Raw genomic sequence first — 16,872 nt, forward strand, 5'->3', positions numbered from 1 at the left:
TTATGGAGACCATACCGCTCTCCTTCCTCGAGCCCGGGACGGAAGCAACCGTTGCCGGTATCCGGGCAGCGGACGGAATGCTCAAGCGGCTCGTTGCCATGGGTATCCACCCGTCAGGCCGGCTGACGGTGGTCTGTGCAGACCGGGGCTCGCTGATAGTCTCGGTTGCAGGAAGCCGCTACGCTCTCTCGAAAGGAATGGCAATGAAGATCCTCGTTGGCAGGACCGGGGTGAAGGTGCAGTGAAGAAAAAAATCCGGATCGCGCTTGCCGGCAACCCGAATGTCGGGAAGAGCACGATCTTCAATGCCCTCACCGGCTCCCGGCAGCAGGTCGGGAACTGGCCGGGGGTCACCGTTGAGAAGAAGAGCGGATACACCCGCACTGGGGTGTATGAGATCGAGATAATCGATCTTCCCGGCACCTACAGCCTGACCGCGTACTCCGCAGACGAAGTGGTAGCCCGCGACTACATCATCGATGAGAAACCCGATGTTGTCGTGCACGTTGTAGACGCCACCAATTTCGAACGAAACCTCTACCTCACGACCCAGCTCATGGAACTGGAAGTCCCGCTCGTCATCGCCCTCAACATGTCGGACATGGCCGAGAAGAACGGCACTGCCATCAACCGGATGATGATGAAAAAATTCTTCGGGATCCCTGCCATCCGGACCGTCGGGAGCAGGAGCGAGGGGCTCGAAGAACTTCTCCGGACGGTCATCAATGAATCTGAAGCTTCACCGCACCACGAGCAGGCGATCGCATATGACGATGCAACTGAACGCCGTATTGCAGAACTTGTCGCCGTGTTAAAAACGGATCCCGCGCTTATCGCCCGGTATCCTCCCCGCTGGCTTGCGATCCGGCTCCTGGAAGGGGACGAGAATGCCGAAGAAAAGATTGCCCTGAGTCCTGCACGAAAAGCCGCCCTCACGGTACTTGCAAAGATCGACACTGCGGAAACCGAGGCGGCGATGGCGGACCGGCGGTACGAGGTGATCTCTGCACTCCTCCCCCGGGTCTGCACCACGTGCGTCCGGACCATGAACTCCTCCGACCTGATCGACCGGGTGATAACGAACCGGTATCTTGGCATCCCGATCTTCCTTGCACTGATGTGGGGGGCGTTCGAACTGACGTTTGCCGCAGCCGCCCCGTTCTCGGCCGCAATAGAAGCGGCGATGAGTTACGGTGCAGGACTCGCGGGTTCCGGCATGGAACCCGCATGGCTCGGCTCCCTGTTGGGGGACGGCATCATCGGAGGCATGGGAGCTATCCTCGTCTTCATTCCCAACATCTTTATCCTGCTCTTCCTCCTCTCGGTGCTTGAAGACAGCGGGTATCTTGCCCGGGCTGCGTTCGTCATGGACCGGCTGATGTACGCCATCGGCCTCCCGGGCAAATCCTTCATCCCGATGCTGATCGGGTTCGGGTGCAATGTCCCGGCCATCATGGCCACCCGGACGATCGAGGACCCAAAAGACCGGCTGATCACGATCCTGATCAACCCGTTCATGTCCTGCGGGGCACGCCTTCCGGTGTACGTCCTCCTGGCAGGCGCATTCTTCCCGGCTCATGCGGGAACCGTGGTCTTTCTCCTCTACGTGCTCGGGATTGCGGTCGCGATTGGCTCTGCATGGCTGTTCCGCAAAACCATTCTTCCCGGTAAACCCGCTCCGTTCCTGATGGAGATGCCGCCGTACCGGCTCCCCACCCTCGCAACATCGGTTGTGCACATGTGGGACCGGGGCTCGATGTACATCCGGAAAGCCGGAGGCGTCATCCTCTTTGGGGCACTCATTGTCTGGGGCCTTGCGTCGCTTCCCTTCGGGGTCGAATACGGCAGTGCCGGAAGTTTTGCCGGCATGATCGGGCACGTGCTGGAGCCGCTCGCAGCCCCGCTGGGCTTTGACTGGAAGATCGCCGTTGCGCTCCTCTTCGGCTTTGTTGCAAAGGAAGTTGTTGTCGGATCGCTCGGCGTCCTTTACGGGACCGGAGAAGACGGCGGAACGCTTTCAAGCGCACTGCTGGCAGATCCGCACCTCGGGCCTGTTACGGCATTTGCCCTGATGGCCTTTGTACTGCTCTACCTCCCCTGCCTTGCTGCCCTTGCGGTGATAAGAAAGGAGACCGGCTCCTGGAAGTGGACCGGCTTCTCGGTCATCTACGGGCTTACGGTCGCGTATATCGTTGCGTTCGTCATCACCCGTCTCGGGTACTATCTGCTTGGAGGGATCTGAAATGGCATACTCTGGAAAAAGGATATTTGCTGCAGTCTTCGGCATCCTGTACCTGGCCTTTGGCAGTGTGATGATCGGCTCGGTGATTCCTGCACTTGACGGCCTGACCGGCCAGGCCGGTATCCCGTCCGATCCGGCAGCCGGTTTTGTGCTCTGTGTTATCGGTGCCGTATTCCTGTTCGCGTACCGCGAACTCTCCCGCACATCGGCCGACGGCCCGGCCTTCCTCATAATAGGAATGGTCCTGTCCGTGGTTTTTGCCGCAGTCGCCCTGCTCTCGCTCGGGGTGCAGGGAACCGGGATCCTCCTCTTTGGGGAAGGGGAGACCTGGGATCCGATCCGGCTCCTGGTCCCGATGCTGTATCTTGGCATCGGGCCGGCTGCCGGGCTGTTTGTCTGGGGGCGGGCCTTCCTGTCCGACCTTGCGGGGGCGTAACGGATGGCGGGAACGATCGTATCGATAGCCCGTATGATCCAGTCGGGCAGTGTCACTCTCTCCGGTATTGCCGACCGGATGGGGATCACCCGCGAACAGCTGGCAGACCGGCTTTTCCTTATGGAACGACAGGGCTACCTTGCCCGGCAAAAAGATCCGGCTCCCGGCCCGGGCTGCAGCTGCGGGTATTGCTGTTCCTCGTGCAGCAAGGGAGAGGGTGCACCGGTGCCGGTCCTGTATACCCTGACGCAGAAAGGAGAGCGGCTTGCACAGGATGCCGGGAGTGCCTGATTTTTCCGGGAGATATTCTGCCATGGTTCCCTTTTTGTCTTCAGAGGGGCGGGGTATCAGTTGATTATCGTTTATGAAGGACTCCGTAAGGAACGATTTTTACCTCGTGCCTGAATCGCAGATATGAATCGGGCCGCCCGGTATCTTATGTTCCCCTTGTTTGGAAACACAAAAAAAAGACTGAAGCGTTTTTTTATCCCGGATCCCCGGAGTTGTCTGTTCCCAGAAAACAGAATGGATCTTCTGCCAGGAAATCCCCGTCAGCCGCATGCGCCCGGACCCGGCACCCGCCGCCGCAGAGATCGCGGTAGCTGCACGCCCCGCACCGGCCCCCGAACCGGGCATCCTTGTTACGGAACTGGGCAAGAACGGGATTTGTTCCATCCGACCAGATCCCGCTGAATGGCCGGTCCCTGATGTTGCCTGCAAGAAATTCCGGTGAGCGGGCGAACTGGCAGGGATAGACATTGCCCTGCGCATCGATATTTGCCACCCGGGTTCCGGCACTGCAGCCGCCTTTTAAGGATTCCAGCAGCCTGCGGGCATCAGCGAGATCCTCTGATCCATCCTTTTCCATGGACGCGAGCAGGTGGATTGCATCCTGCGGGGCATCGACCGTCAGGAACTCCATTGCTGCGGGATCGGTCTCCTTTGCTTTCCGGTACAGAAGATCAAGTGCCGGTGTCACTTCGTTCCGGTCAAGCTGCAGCCGGGCATATGAATCGCTTCCCCGTCCTGTTGGTACCAGCCAGTACAGGCAGAACCGGGAGGCTCCGAGCGAGAGCGATAGATCCACGAGGGCTTCGAGTTCCCGGCAGTTCTCCTTCGTGAGCGTGACCCGGACCCCGCACCGGAGATCGGCCTCTCTGCAGGCAGCGAAGGCGTTGAGGGTCTGTCCAAACGCCCCGGGGGAATTCCGGAACCGGTCGTGCGTCTCTGCCCGTGCTCCGTCCAGCGATATTCCGGCATATTCGATTCCGGATTCTTTGATCCTGCGGGCAATATCGGGTGTGATGAGCGTACCATTGGTACTGAGGGCCATCCTGAGGCCACGGTTTCCGGCATACTGCGCAAGCTCCCAGATATCCTTGCGCATCAGGGGCTCGCCACCGGTGAACAGGATGAGCGGAACCCCCATATCCGCAAGGTCATCGATAACCTTCAGCGCCTCAGCGGTTGTGAGTTCACACACCGCAGTCTTTCCAGGTCCTGACTTGCTGTAACAATGGGTGCAGCTCAGGTTGCAGCGGTTCGTGAGATTCCAGAAGACCACCGGCCGGTAATTTTCGGAGAATGCAAGAAAATTACCGGGCACTTCTGCCTGCGGTTTGTGGCGGTGCCGCATTACTCCGCTTACGGTTCCCCTTCCGTGCATGCATTGTGTGATCCGGTTCATGAGACTCCTCCTCCGTTCTCCCTCATCCGCACATTCGGCACCCGCTTGAACTCGCGGGTGCTGAAGAGGATTGCATATTCTTGGCATCCGGTCTGTTCTGCAATGGCATGGACCTCCTCCTGCACCGTGTCCATGCTGTACCCGTGGTGCACGGTATAATGCGTGTACTCCCACCGGCCCGGTACCGGCCTGCGCTCATAACAATGCGTTACCGAGGGAAATGCTGCAAGAAGTTTTCCGATATCAGCATTGCCGGATCCTGCCGGTCTCCACGCCACAAGGGCGTTTGCGGTAATACCCACTTTCCGCTGGTCGATGCGGGCCCGGAATTTCCGGATTATGCCCGCGTCCCTGAGGCGACGGACCCGTTCCAGTACTTCCTCTTCACTGATACCCAGCCGCTTTCCGATCTCTTCAAAGGGGGCTACAACGAACGGGAGGCCCTGCTCCAGTTCCCGGAGCAAATGAACATCAATCGGATCCATCAGGTAATCTCCCTGGTCTGTGAGGGTACGAACGAGAACCTCACATCGATTTTTATCTTTTTTACGGTCGGCAGATCGAGGGCATCGGACGGCGGGATCCCAGCCCGCGTTAAAATTTCCTCAAGCACGGCATGGATCCCTGCATCGTCCTTTGCTGCTATCGTAAACCAGAGAGAATAGTAATGGTCCCGCTGGAAATTGTGGGACACCTCCGGACAACTGCTGATGATATCTGCAATCTCCTCCCGCCGCTCTTCCGGCACATGGAGGGCAACCAGGGTTGCGGCATGCAGGCCGAGATGCCGGGATTCAAGCACGGGAGAGATGCCCCGGATAATTCCTGCACCCATGAGCCTGTTCATGCGGTCGATCATCTCCGTCTCCGTAATTCCAAGCTGCTCTGCAATTGCATTCCATGGCCGGGATACGAGCGGGAGGTCGTCCTGGAGCGCATTGAGGATTGCGAGGTCGGTTGGGTCCGGCAGAGGGCTGCTCATGGCGTCACATCCCCGGGCTGGTACGGACACCACGGATCTTCGCCGCAACATTCCCCGCTGGCCGCTTCCGGCATTGCAAGCCCGTCGCACCAGAGCGGGGAGGCTGCATCCTCCCGCCGGTACGCCCGGGCCCGGCATCCGCCGCAGCTTGTTTTGAAACCGCATTTTTTGCATTTCCCCGCAAGCCTATCCGGATCCCGGAGTGCGGTGAAGAGTACGGAATTGTTCCAGATCTCAAAGAACGGGGTTGTGCGGACATTCCCGGCACTGACCGGCAGGTACGGGCAGGGGGTGACATCCCCGTTTGCAAAAATCCGGCAATAGGTGATACCGGCAAGGCAGCCGCGTCCCCATGCCGGGTTTTGTATGCCCAGCTCATCTGCGATCCTGCGGAACTGCGGGGCGCAGGTTGGGCGGATGTTGAGGTCGCTGTCCCGGTACCGGATGAGTATCTGCCGGATCAGATCCTCATACTCCTCCGGGCTTTTGGGCCCGGTCTGCCGGGCCCGACCGGTTGGTATCGGGAAGAAGAGTTGGTAATCGCGGACGCCAAGGGATGTCCCGAGCCCGATGACCTCTTCAACATCGCTGATGGCAGACCGCATCACCGACATATTGATCTGGACGGCGAGTCCTGCATTGCGGCAATTCCTGATGGCCGCAACAGCTCTCTCCCATACTCCGAGAAGACCCCGGAACGAGTCGTGGACCATCGGGTCGCTTGAATCCAGGCTGATGGCCACCGCCCTGATTCCCGCTCCCTTCAGTTTTTTCGCAGTCTCCTGATCGATCAGGTACCCGCTGGTTCCCATGACCATCCGGAGTCCCTGATCCGTTCCGTACCGTGCGATCTCATAGATGTCTTCCCGGAGGAGGGGTTCGCCTCCGCTCAGCACAACAACGGGCGTGCCCGTTGCCCGGATCTGGTCGACAACACCGAATGCCTCCCTGGTGGAGAGCACTCCGGCTGCTTCCTTCTCGCCCGCATCCACGTAACAGTGGGAACACTTCAGGGGGCACCTGAGGGTGATGTTCCACGAGATGATACGCGGTGCATTCACTGCACCTCTCAATGTTTTGGTCCCTTTGCCAGATCAAATCGGTCAAGATTCATTACTTTCGTCCAGGCTGCAACAAAGTCGTGCAGGAACTTTTCCTTGGAGTCCGCACTTCCATAGACTTCCGCCAGGGCCCGGAGCTGGGAGTTGGAACCAAAGATGAGATCAACAGATGTGCCGGTCCACCAAACTTCACCGGTCCTGCGATCGCGGCCTTCAAAGATCTCTTTTTTGTCCGATACCGGCTTCCACTCCGTGCCCATGTCGAGCAGGTTTACAAAGAAGTCATTGGTGAGGGCTCCCGGCTTCCTGGTGAAGACGCCGTGCCGGGTCTGCCCGAAGTTGGTATCCAGCACCCGCATGCCGCCGACAAGCACCGTCATCTCCGGTGCGGTCAGCGTTAACAGCTGTGCTTTGTCGACAAGCAACGCCTCGGGCGGCATGGTGTACTGGCCACGGAGGTAATTGCGGAAGCCATCCGCGATCGGTTCGAGCACGGCAAATGAGGCTGCATCAGTCTGCTCCTGGAGGGCATCCATGCGTCCCGCTGTGAAGGGAACCGTCACATTGTGACCGGCATTCTTCGCAGCCTGTTCGATGCCTGCACAGCCGGCCAGGACGATCAGGTCCGCGAGCGAAATCTTCTTTCCTCCTGACTGCTCCCTGTTGAACGCATCCTGTATGCTCGTTAAGGTCTTAAGCACCTTTTCCAGCCGGGCCGGCTGGTTGACTTTCCAGTTCTTCTGGGGCGCCAGACGGATGCGGGCGCCGTTAGCACCGCCGCGCTTGTCGGAGCCTCGGAACGTTGACGCAGATGCCCAGGCCGTCGAGACCAGTTCCGGCACCGACAGGCCGGATGCCAGGATCTTCCCCTTGAGGGAGGCGATGTCATGGGCATCAATCAGTTTGTGATCGACTTTAGGGATGGGGTCCTGCCAGATGAGATCTTCGGCAGGAACTTCCGGGCCGAGATAGCGTGAGCGCGGACCCATGTCGCGGTGCGTCAGCTTGAACCATGCCCGGGCGAACGCATCCGCGAACTGGTCAGGGTGCTCAAAGAAGCGCCGCGAGATCTTTTCATAGGCGGGATCAAACCGCAGGGAAAGATCCGTAGTCAGCATGGTGGGGGCATGATGCTTCTTTGGGTCGTGGGCATCCGGAATCGTGCCGGCGCCTGCGTCACCCTTTGGTTTCCACTGGTGCGCACCGGCCGGGCTCGTTGTCAGCTCCCACTCATAGCCAAACAGGATCCGGAAGAAATTGTTGGACCACTTCGTTGGCGTGTTGGTCCAGGTGACCTCGAGGCCGCTCGTTATCGCGTCACCACCTTTACCGGTGCCAAAGCTGCTCTTCCAGCCAAGGCCCTGCTCCTCGATCCCCGCTGCTTCAGGTTCAGGCCCGACATGGGACGCTGGGCCGGCGCCGTGGGTTTTGCCAAAACTATGTCCACCGGCTATGAGTGCAACCGTCTCTTCGTCGTTCATGGCCATGCGGGCGAAGGTCTCGCGGATATCTTTTGCCGCTGCGATCGGATCCGGGTTGCCATTCGGGCCTTCCGGATTGACGTAGATCAGCCCCATCTGCACGGCGGCAAGCGGTTTTTCGAGATTCCGGTCGCCGGAGTAGCGTTTGTCATCCAGCCATGTGTTCTCTGCACCCCAGTACACGTCTTCTTCGGGCTCCCAGACATCCTCGCGGCCGCCGGCAAAGCCGAATGTCTTAAAGCCCATCGACTCCAGGGCTACGTTTCCTGCAAGAATCATGAGGTCGGCCCAAGAGATCTTCCTGCCATACTTCTGCTTGATCGGCCAGAGGAGCCGGCGAGCCTTGTCGAGGTTTGCGTTGTCGGGCCAGCTGTTGAGGGGCGGGAAGCGCTGCTGGCCGGCACCGGCGCCGCCGCGACCGTCCCCGGTGCGGTACGTGCCGGCGGAATGCCATGCCATCCGGATGAAGAATGGCCCGTAGTGGCCGAAGTCCGCCGGCCACCAGTCCTGCGAGTCGGTCATTAACACCCGCAGATCCTTCTTTACGGCAGCCAGGTCAAGGCTCCGGAACTCTTCAGCGTAGTTGAAACCCGTGCCCATGGGGCTGGACAACGGCGGGTGCTGGTGCAGGATTTTAAGGTTCAGCTGATTTGGCCACCAGTCACGGTTCGATGTGCCTCTGCTGGCAGCGTGATTATGTGATCTGCCGGTTACCGGACATGTACTGTTGTCTGTCATACCATCATCTCCTGTTTTTCGATCAGGGGGATATCCTGAAGAAGAGCAGGACCATACAGCCCGGGGGTGAGGATGTTCCGGCGGTCACTGACAGGAACGTCCTGATCGGTAGCGAGGATCTTCCAGGCCATGGTCTGTCACAATCCTTCCGTGGGAGAAGTGGGGCAATAAATATATGGTTAGGGTGCCCGAAAACCGGCCTATGCCGGAAAAACGACCCTCATATTCGCGTTCTGTTGGCATTTCCGGGTGCCGGATGGACGAAAATACGGGTAAAAATGGTATCGATTCTATGCAAGGTAAAGGCCATTCTACGAGGTCGATTCCAGCCGTATTTTTAAAATCCGTGCGATATCTGGGCCTCTTTTCCACGCGAACCGAAACGGGGCGTTTTCCGGGGTTTTCCGTTGGGGGTCGGAGTATGAAACAGGGAAACGGAGCCCGTATCGGGCGTATTTCGATCCTGTCTCAGGTAATCGAGTACCCGCCAGAATCTGTCCTGAAGTCCGGGGAAACCGGTCTCCCGGCCGTTTGCGTTAATAGAACGGGATACTCTGGACGTGGATGGACACCGGGATCGCGTGTACTACAACCGGAAGTAATTTTTTCTGAGCCCCTCCGATAACTCTATAGTTAATTGATATAAATATATAATCTGATGAAAAACTATATTGATATCGCCGGCTCAGTCTGATCAGAAACAGATTCCCGGAGTTGTTCATGGTTCACGTCCTGTATGTTGATGATGAGGAATGTCTGCTCGATATCTGCCAGATGTTTCTTGGCCAGATGGGAAAAATATCGGTGGACACAGCACAATCCGTTGATGCCGGATTGCAGCTCATTGAACAGAATGATTATGATGCGATCATCTCTGATTACGAGATGCCGGTCAGGAATGGCATCGATTTTTTGAAGGATCTCCGATCCCGGGGTAACCGTACCCCCTTCATCATCTTTACCGGCCGGGGCCGCGAGGAGATCGTCATCGATGCATTCAATTCCGGTGCGGATTTCTATCTCCAGAAAGGCGGGGAGATCAAAAGCCAGTTTGCCGAGCTTATCCATAAAGTCAGGATTGCCGTTGAACGGAGGCTGGGAGAGCGTGCGCTGGAAACCTCCAACTCGCTCCTCAAAGCCACCCTGGAAGCAACAGCCGATGGCATCATTGTTGTGGATTCTAAAGGATCCATCTCCGTATTCAACCAGAAGTTCCTCCAGATGTGGAACCTGGCTGAAGGGTCGGATGGCACTAAAACAGAACCGGCGTTCATTGAACATATCCGCAATCAGGTTGCCGATTTTGCGGCATTTGAAAAGCCACTCGCGGAGATCCGCAACAACCCGGAGTCCGGCAGTTACGATATCCTCCATTGCCGGGACGGGCGGATCTTCCGCAGGTTCTCACAGGCCCAGAAGGTTGGTAACCGGATTGTCGGAAGGGTCTGGAGTTACCGGGACATCACCGGCCAGAACCGGACTGAACTGGAATTGCGTGCAGCCTATGAGCAGATCTCTGCAGCCGAAAATGAGCTGAAGGGAAATTATGCAGAACTGGTAACGAATGCAAGTCTGATGCGTGAGAGTGAGGAAAAATACCGTACGGTGTTTCATGCCGCAGACAGCCCGCTTCTGCTTGTTGATCCGCAGTCGCTTGGGATTCTTGATCTCAACACGGCAGCAGCCGGCTTGTACGGGTATGGGAGGGACGAAATGCTTTCCCTGACCTTGTGCAACCTGTCAGCAGAGGCCGGGCCGGAAATAGGTGAGATCATGAAGCCTCCCCACGAGATCGGAATCCATCTCCAGCGAAAAAAGAACACATCGGTATTCCCGTGTGAGATCTCCGCATCCCCGGCGTGCATCGGAAGCCGCCAGGTTCTTGTCGTGGTTATCCGGGATCTTTCCCGGGCAAAACAGAACGAGGATGCTCTTACCCTCTCAAACAGAAAACTCAACATTCTGTTTGGGATTACCCGCCACGATATCTTAAATAAACTCTCCGCGCTCTCGGGTTACAATGAGCTCCTCCAGAATCAGATTGTCGATCCCCCCGTACGTGCGATGCTTGGAAAACAACAGAAAGCTATCGATGATATCTGGAAACAGATCGAATTTACCAAGGAGTACGATAAGCTCGGGGCAGACTCTCCCCGGTGGTACCGGGTGGACGAGATCTCAGGCCGGGCACATTCGCAGATCCTGCAGTCGGTTCCGTTCCAGTGCGAGATCCGTAATGTCGAGATCTATGCAGACCCGATGATGGAGAAGGTCTTCTACAACCTTTTCGATAATGCCCTCCGGTATGGCGAAGGGATCTCCCGGATCCGGCTTTCGTGTGCCCGCGTTGGCGAGGACCTCAGGATAATCATTGAAGACAACGGAATTGGTATTGCGAGCGGGGAGAAGGACCGGATCTTTGAGCGCGGGTACGGGAAAAATACCGGTCTCGGTCTCTTCCTGACCCGGGAGATACTCTCTCTTACGGGAATGACTATCAGGGAGACCGGGGAATTCCGGAAAGGTGCACGATTCGAAATTTCTATTCCTTCTGGCAATTACCGGCTGGTTAAGCCCGTTACCGGATCCCAGGATTACGGGAACCGGTTGCCGGTGCTCATTGCAGAAGATTGAGCAGGCAACCAATCCATCTCCTTTTTACACTTCACCGTTCAGGAACCATTCCGGACATTGTAATGATTCTGCCCGGTACCGGCGTCAGGTCAGCATTCCCATTAAGGAATTGTCAACCCCGCATTATCGTGAATGCAGCGAAAAAATCTGCAAGGGAAAAAAGGTTCTTTGACAAAAACAGTAACGTTACGAGACGGGAATTGTCTTGTTCAGAATGCAATCCCGCTTCATGACCAGGATCTCATTCTCCGGGTTTTTCTCAATAGCCATCTGGATGATATTTAAGGCCGTATGGTAATTCCGTTTCTGCTCAAAGAGCCGGATGAGATCCATCCAGAGCGAGACATTCTTCGGCTCGATATTCAGCGCTTTTCCGAATGCTGCAAGCGCCTCCCTGTTCATGCCAAGTTTTCCCATGATCCGGCCTTTTGCCCCAAGAGCATAACAGTTTTTCTTGTTCATTTCAATCGCATGGTCCAGGACCCTGATCGCATCCTCATTTCTTCCCAGTTCGTGCAGGACCATCCCTTTCTCGACAAGAAGAGCGCGGGTATCCCGGGTAATTCCAAGGGCTATCTCTGTCACGGCCAGGGCATCCTCGTGCCGGCCAATGCTGCAGAGGACCCGGCTCTTCTTGCAGAGGGCATACTCGTTTGCCGGATCAAGGCTGAGGGCCATATCGATGGCTGCAAGCGCCTCGGCCGCCCTTCCCATATTCTGGAGAACATCTCCTTTTTCCGCCCAGATGGAAACATCCTTTGGATCCTGTTCCAGGATTTCGATGAAGTACTGCAGGGCACGCGGGTAATTCCCTTTGGACTGGTAATGAATCCCATGATCGTAGAGCTGTTTCAGTCCTTCCTTTCTGGTGTGCTTACAGGTCTGCACCGTTATCTCCGAAACCGTTGAACATTGTGTAACAGATTCCGGTTTGATAGTTACGGCAGCTGCGGCCACCGGTTCCTGAAGCGGCTCTGTCCGGAGCCGGCAGTTGAAGAGTGCAATCTCGATATTGGAGCAGAGGTCGTTTGCCGTAAAGGGTTTGATGATGTAGCCGTACGTGTTGGGGGTCTTGGCCCGCTCCAGGATCTGATCGTCGAACTGGCCGGTCACAAAGATGATCGGGGTCCGGATCCTGGTACTGAGGATGCGGGCAACGGTTATGCCATCGGCATCTCCCTTGAGGCCGATATCCATCAGGATCACGTCGCACGGCGTTGCAGGGATTTTTGAAAACACTTCATCTGCGGATACCGCGGAACCTGCTATGGCATAGCCTTTCATGGCGAGGATTTCTGAAATCAGGTGAGTTATGATCTCATCATCCTCTACAATGAAGACGCGGGTTGGCATTTCCTCTCCTCAGGCACCGGGTCCGGTATTATCCGAGCCTCCGGTAATATGCCGGATTTTCTGAGGGGATTTTTCCCATTCCCTGCTCCTCACATCGCTTCGCGGTCACCCATGCAAGGTGTGCCCTGAAATCCTCCGGGTGCATAGGCCCGGGTTCAGACAGACCTTCGCCATATCGTATCCCATATGCGGAGCCGGTGTTTTTCCTCTCGTGGATACACTCCATGATACACTCCTTATTTATCGCTGATCCGGTCAAGATCGCAGGACCGGACTGACTGGTAGGTGAACCCCCGGGCATCTTTGATGATTTCCGGTACATGCGAAGTCTGAGACTGGCGATCGAGTTTGTTGATAAGATCGGTCAGGGCTGCAAGCGTTGATCCCATGGTCTGGATATGTATTGCGATATCCGGGTCAACCTGGTGCTTCCGGTCCAGGTTCTCGGTTTTTTGCGTTAATACTCTCAAAAGGTTCCTGCATTCATCGAATATACTCTCGTCAGGTCTCCATTGTTTCATGGGTGTTCCATGCAACATCAGTGACGTGTCACCACGCTGTTGTTGGTATTCCATTCTCCTGCTCCATGAGCCCGGCCATCTCCCGGACTCTCGCCCCGGATTCGGTCCAACTCTACATACTCTATTCTAAAAGTATATACTTAAAATAATTTCTATATAGAAACTATGTATTTACAATAGGTGATGATCTCTCTCACCATACTTATGACAGGGATTATTTTTTTACCGCAAGTTCGATTGCCACGCGAAGTTCATTATCCCCGAACGGTTTCAAGATAAAACCTTCGGGATTGGTGGCTTTTGCCCGTTCGAGTGTTGGCCCGTCCGAGTGAGAGGTAAGGAAGACAACGGGCAGCTTGAATTTGTTCTTTATCTGGTCCGTGGTCTCGATCCCATCGATATCTCCTTTAATATTGATATCCATGAGAACCAGATCCGGGCGTTCCTGTGTAAGAAACTCCATTGCTTCTGCACCGGAGGCCGCCCTGCCGCAGACATCGTACCCGAGATTTTTGAGCCTCCAGGAAATGATCCTGGCCAATATGTCATCATCCTCAACAATCAGTAGTTTCACGCTTGTCATGGTATCTCCTCATTCCGAATAACGATCAATCACGCCGTGTTCTCATCGCTCAACAAACCGGAATGTTCCTTTGGGAAGGGACAGGATGAATCTCGCACCCTTCCCCGGTTCACCATTTTCCCGGAGGGTGATGCCGGTAATAACCAGGATCTCCCGTGCCAGGAAGAGGCCAAGGCCCGTGTTGTTCCCAAAGCCGCGTTCAAAAATTTTTTCTTTTGCATCATCTTCGATTCCACATCCGTCATCTTCGCAGATCAGTTCAAGCCCGTTCTCACAATACCTGTATGAGAGTGAGATTCTGGTAATTTTTTTCCCGTACCGGATGGCATTGTCCACGAGATTGTAGATCACTTTCTCGATGAGCGGATCTGCATACACTTCGAGGTTTTCCACATCCATTTCAACGTGAATGCCGGTGTTGGAAAAACCGGCGGTTGCCCTGCCGATAACTTCAGTCATACGGTTCCAGCGGGGCGCTTTGACTCCCACTTCCTGGTAGTCCCGGGTGAGAGCAATCTGGCTGTGGATAGCTGTTCCGGCATCCTTAATCTCGCGTAAGAACTGCTCGCGATCAGAAGGGGATGAACTCGCATTGGTCATATCGATAAGGCCGAACAAAATGGTGATCTTGTTTAAGATATCGTGACGGGTTATGTCGTACATCAGGTTCAGTTTCTTGTTGGCAAGAGTGATTGCGTCAAGGGCTTTCCGGCGCTCTGTAATATCTCGTATCATCCCCTGCAGCCCGGTACATGTTCCGGAGGGGTCCAGTATACGGGTAGCATTTACTTCCAGCCAGTGGACATTCTGGCCTTTGTCAAGAATCCTGAACGGGGCAAAAGACCCGTGACCATCTGCACATGCCTTTTTGAAATTTTCCTCTATCTGTTCCCGGTCTTCAGGAAAAACAAAATCAGGTACCGGTTTTCCAATAATCTCATCCGCAGAAAAGCCGTATCTCTCAATCTGGGGGGAGATATACGTAAACCTGCCCCCGAGATCTACAGAAAAAACAATATCGGGCGTGTTTTCCGTAAGGGCCCGGAATTTCTCTTCATTAATCCGCAAGGTCTCTTCGATCCGTTTTTGCCGGGTGATATCCACCCGGACGCTGAAGGATGCCAGCTCTCCCTCGAACTGGAACCCGGTCGTGGAGGCATCGATCCAGCGCTCCTCGCCATCTTTCCGGATGATCTTGAACTCGATGCGGAGAGGCACCTCTTCTCCCATCAGTCGTTTCTGCCAGCGATCCTTTACTATATCCTGAAAATCCGGATGGATGAACTCCCAGAAGTCCATAGTCCCGAGTTCTTCCTGGGAATAGCCGGTCTGTAACTCGGCAGCCGGGTTTGCGTACAGGTTCTTCTGCCTGAAGACAAATATGCCGGCAACGCTGGTTTCAGCGAGGGTGCGGAACTTGGCTTCGCTCTCATGGATCTGCCGCTGGGCGGAGTGGATCTCTTCGAGCATACGGTTCAGCGAACGGGCAAGCGATCGGATCTCGTCATCGCCCTCTACGGCTACCTGCTGGGAGATATTTTTTGTCTGGCCGATGGATTTCATGCTCTTGTCGAGCGCGAGAACCGGCGTGACAATATATTTTTTCAGTGGCCACCGGATCATGAAGATCAGGATGATAGCAAGAACCATGATTGACCCCACGACATACCCCATGGCAGCCAGGACCTGGTGATATAATGTTCGCGGAGTCTTTACGATTACAACGATCTTTGTCGGGATATTCTCGATGCCGGTGATATACGTTGTCGCTTCCATAACCGAGTCGTTAACCGGCGCAACAAGGATCGCCCCCCCCTCCTTTCTCTTTTCGATACCGGTGAGGGGGTCAGTATTGACAACCCGGGAAACGGGGTGGAGCGAGATATCCAGCTCCGTCTGCTGTGCCAGATCGCTGATCTGGCCGGCATCGAGCTGCCTGACCATGACAAGGGTTCCCCGGGGTGAGTCCCGGTGAGTTGAGGACGCTATCGGGTATCCTGCAAGAACAATTGCATTCCCATCCAGCATCGAGTAGCCCCGTCTCCCTGAAATACCCCCCGGAACCCCGCCTGGAATAATGCTGTTATGGATGATGGTGTCCAGGTCCTGCGGAACATCCTGTATCGTCACGGATTCAGGATTAAAGCCCCGGGAGTACACAAGGTTTCCCGAGGAATTGTAAAACAAAACATACTGTATCTTCATATCGCGGAAGAGGGCCGGCTCTGCAAGATTTGACAGGACATACCCGTCATTTTGGTCGTTGATAAACCGGTAGGTGTCATCCGATTGTGCCCAGTTCCGGCAGGTTGCCGCAACATCCTCGACTTCACCATCCAGCCGGGTTAAGACCAGCTGCATGTCCGCAGTTGCCTGCTTCTGTTCAATGTCTGAGAGCGTACTGAAAATAAGAAAATGAGAGATCAGGACAAGCGCGATGAGCAGTGCGCAGGCAACGACACATAAAATAATACTGATGCGACTGTTGATCTTCATTATCGGGGGTACCGAAATTATTCCTGCAGGGCATCCGGACAATCCGGGAAGATTTCTCCGAGCCAGTCGTTGATCTTGTCCCTTAGTTTACGGAAATCTGCCAGGATCTCAGCCTTGTCCTTCCGGGTTTCAGAAGGACTGACAAAAGTCCTGTGGAGAATTGTTGCGCCTTCGGGGATCGATCCTGTTACTGCCTGTTTCACCCCGTCGCACATGGTGATCACGTAATCAAAATGCACTCCGTGAAAAATCTCCAGCTTCTTGGATCTCTGGGAAGATATGTCGATACCTATCTCTCTCATCACAGAAACGGCATACGGATTCAGCCCTGCCGGTGCAACCCCTGCCGAGTATGCCAGGTAGCGGGTGTTGCAGCGTGCATTGAGAAGACCTTCGGCTATCTGTGACCTGACTGAGTTGAACGAGCAGACAAAGAGCACGGTCTTCTTTTCCATATCTTCCCCGGTAAAATCCTAGTGAATTTCGATTCGTTCGCCGGTGTGCATGTAATGGACATTCTCGGCAATCTTGCAGGAGTGATCGGCACAGCGTTCGAGATACCGGGCCACCATGATGTAATGGGTGCAGCGCGAGATGTTCTTGGGATCCTCCATCATGTAGGTGATCCCTTCGCGGAAGATTGAGTGCCGGAGGGCAT

The 16,872-nt window shown here is 55.5% G+C and carries 18 protein-coding genes; 5 read left to right on the top strand and 13 right to left on the bottom strand.

Features of this window, described 5'->3' with window-relative positions:
- Positions 1-2: 2 nt before the first annotated feature.
- From WC598_RS11910 to WC598_RS11925, 4 genes are read left to right on the top strand one after another with little or no spacing between them, the layout of a single operon-like run.
- Positions 3-245 (top strand): ferrous iron transport protein A, encoded by a 243-nt coding sequence (locus WC598_RS11910; protein WP_372961725.1) that lies wholly within the window; start codon positions 3-5, stop codon positions 243-245.
- Positions 242-2,242 (top strand): ferrous iron transport protein B, encoded by a 2,001-nt coding sequence (feoB, locus tag WC598_RS11915; protein WP_372961726.1) that lies wholly within the window; start codon positions 242-244, stop codon positions 2,240-2,242. Before WC598_RS11910 ends, feoB begins: the two co-directional genes overlap by 4 nt.
- A gap of 1 nt (position 2,243) precedes the next feature.
- Positions 2,244-2,678, top strand: coding sequence for a hypothetical protein (locus WC598_RS11920; protein WP_372961727.1), 435 nt, complete (start codon positions 2,244-2,246; stop codon positions 2,676-2,678).
- Positions 2,679-2,681: 3 nt separating this feature from the next.
- Entirely contained in the window at positions 2,682-2,969 is a 288-nt protein-coding gene (locus WC598_RS11925; RefSeq protein ID WP_372961728.1) for a hypothetical protein, read from the top strand.
- A 193-nt stretch (positions 2,970-3,162) separates the two neighbouring features.
- On the opposite strand, the gene WC598_RS11930 is transcribed toward WC598_RS11925, so the two are convergent.
- Genes WC598_RS11930 through WC598_RS11955 form a run of 6 tightly spaced genes read right to left on the bottom strand, consistent with a single transcriptional unit; the run spans position 3,163 to position 8,758 of the window.
- Positions 3,163-4,365 carry a radical SAM protein gene (locus WC598_RS11930; protein ID WP_372961729.1) on the bottom strand — a complete coding sequence of 401 codons (1,203 nt, stop codon included), beginning with the start codon at positions 4,363-4,365 and terminating at the stop codon, positions 3,163-3,165.
- Positions 4,362-4,850, bottom strand: coding sequence for a siroheme decarboxylase subunit beta (ahbB, locus tag WC598_RS11935; RefSeq protein WP_372961730.1), 489 nt, complete (start codon positions 4,848-4,850; stop codon positions 4,362-4,364). Before ahbB ends, WC598_RS11930 begins: the two co-directional genes overlap by 4 nt.
- Positions 4,850-5,347: an Lrp/AsnC family transcriptional regulator gene (locus tag WC598_RS11940; RefSeq protein WP_372961731.1), complete on the bottom strand. Its 498-nt coding sequence runs from the start codon at positions 5,345-5,347 to the stop codon at positions 4,850-4,852. The genes ahbB and WC598_RS11940 overlap by 1 nt, the downstream gene beginning before the upstream one ends.
- The gene (locus tag WC598_RS11945; RefSeq protein ID WP_372961732.1) at positions 5,344-6,408 is read right to left on the bottom strand and encodes a radical SAM protein; all 1,065 of its coding nucleotides are present in this window, start codon (positions 6,406-6,408) and stop codon (positions 5,344-5,346) included. Before WC598_RS11945 ends, WC598_RS11940 begins: the two co-directional genes overlap by 4 nt.
- Positions 6,409-6,416: 8 nt before the next feature.
- Entirely contained in the window at positions 6,417-8,627 is a 2,211-nt protein-coding gene (gene katG, locus WC598_RS11950; protein ID WP_372961733.1) for a catalase/peroxidase HPI, read from the bottom strand.
- Positions 8,624-8,758 (bottom strand): hypothetical protein, encoded by a 135-nt coding sequence (locus WC598_RS11955; RefSeq protein ID WP_372961734.1) that lies wholly within the window; start codon positions 8,756-8,758, stop codon positions 8,624-8,626. Before WC598_RS11955 ends, katG begins: the two co-directional genes overlap by 4 nt.
- 589 nt (positions 8,759-9,347) lie before the next feature.
- Here WC598_RS11955 and WC598_RS11960 point away from each other — a divergent pair.
- On the top strand, positions 9,348-11,261 hold the full coding sequence (locus WC598_RS11960) for a response regulator (RefSeq protein ID WP_372961735.1): 1,914 nt from the start codon (positions 9,348-9,350) through the stop codon (positions 11,259-11,261).
- 186 nt (positions 11,262-11,447) lie between these two features.
- Here the strand turns inward: WC598_RS11960 and WC598_RS11965 are convergent, their stop codons facing one another.
- The 7 genes from WC598_RS11965 to WC598_RS11995 all read right to left on the bottom strand — a co-directional run.
- Positions 11,448-12,614: a response regulator gene (locus tag WC598_RS11965; protein ID WP_372961736.1), complete on the bottom strand. Its 1,167-nt coding sequence runs from the start codon at positions 12,612-12,614 to the stop codon at positions 11,448-11,450.
- 28 nt (positions 12,615-12,642) lie between these two features.
- Complete coding sequence (locus WC598_RS11970) at positions 12,643-12,840, bottom strand: hypothetical protein (RefSeq protein ID WP_372961737.1); 198 nt, start codon at positions 12,838-12,840, stop codon at positions 12,643-12,645.
- Between the two features lie 10 nt (positions 12,841-12,850).
- A complete protein-coding gene (locus tag WC598_RS11975) occupies positions 12,851-13,135 on the bottom strand; it encodes a hypothetical protein (RefSeq protein WP_372961738.1) in 285 nt (94 codons plus the stop codon).
- Positions 13,136-13,349: 214 nt separating this feature from the next.
- On the bottom strand, positions 13,350-13,718 hold the full coding sequence (locus WC598_RS11980) for a response regulator (RefSeq protein ID WP_372961739.1): 369 nt from the start codon (positions 13,716-13,718) through the stop codon (positions 13,350-13,352).
- A 42-nt stretch (positions 13,719-13,760) separates the two neighbouring features.
- Positions 13,761-16,214: a PAS domain S-box protein gene (locus tag WC598_RS11985; RefSeq protein ID WP_372961740.1), complete on the bottom strand. Its 2,454-nt coding sequence runs from the start codon at positions 16,212-16,214 to the stop codon at positions 13,761-13,763.
- Between the two features lie 17 nt (positions 16,215-16,231).
- Positions 16,232-16,669, bottom strand: coding sequence for an arsenate reductase ArsC (locus WC598_RS11990; protein ID WP_372961741.1), 438 nt, complete (start codon positions 16,667-16,669; stop codon positions 16,232-16,234).
- Between the two features lie 18 nt (positions 16,670-16,687).
- Positions 16,688-16,872, bottom strand: a 185-nt coding sequence (locus WC598_RS11995) for a phosphate uptake regulator PhoU (RefSeq protein ID WP_372961742.1), incomplete at its 5' end; no start/stop codon positions are given.

Source organism: Methanoregula sp., from assembly GCF_041645475.1.
Lineage (GTDB): Archaea > Halobacteriota > Methanomicrobia > Methanomicrobiales > Methanospirillaceae > Methanoregula.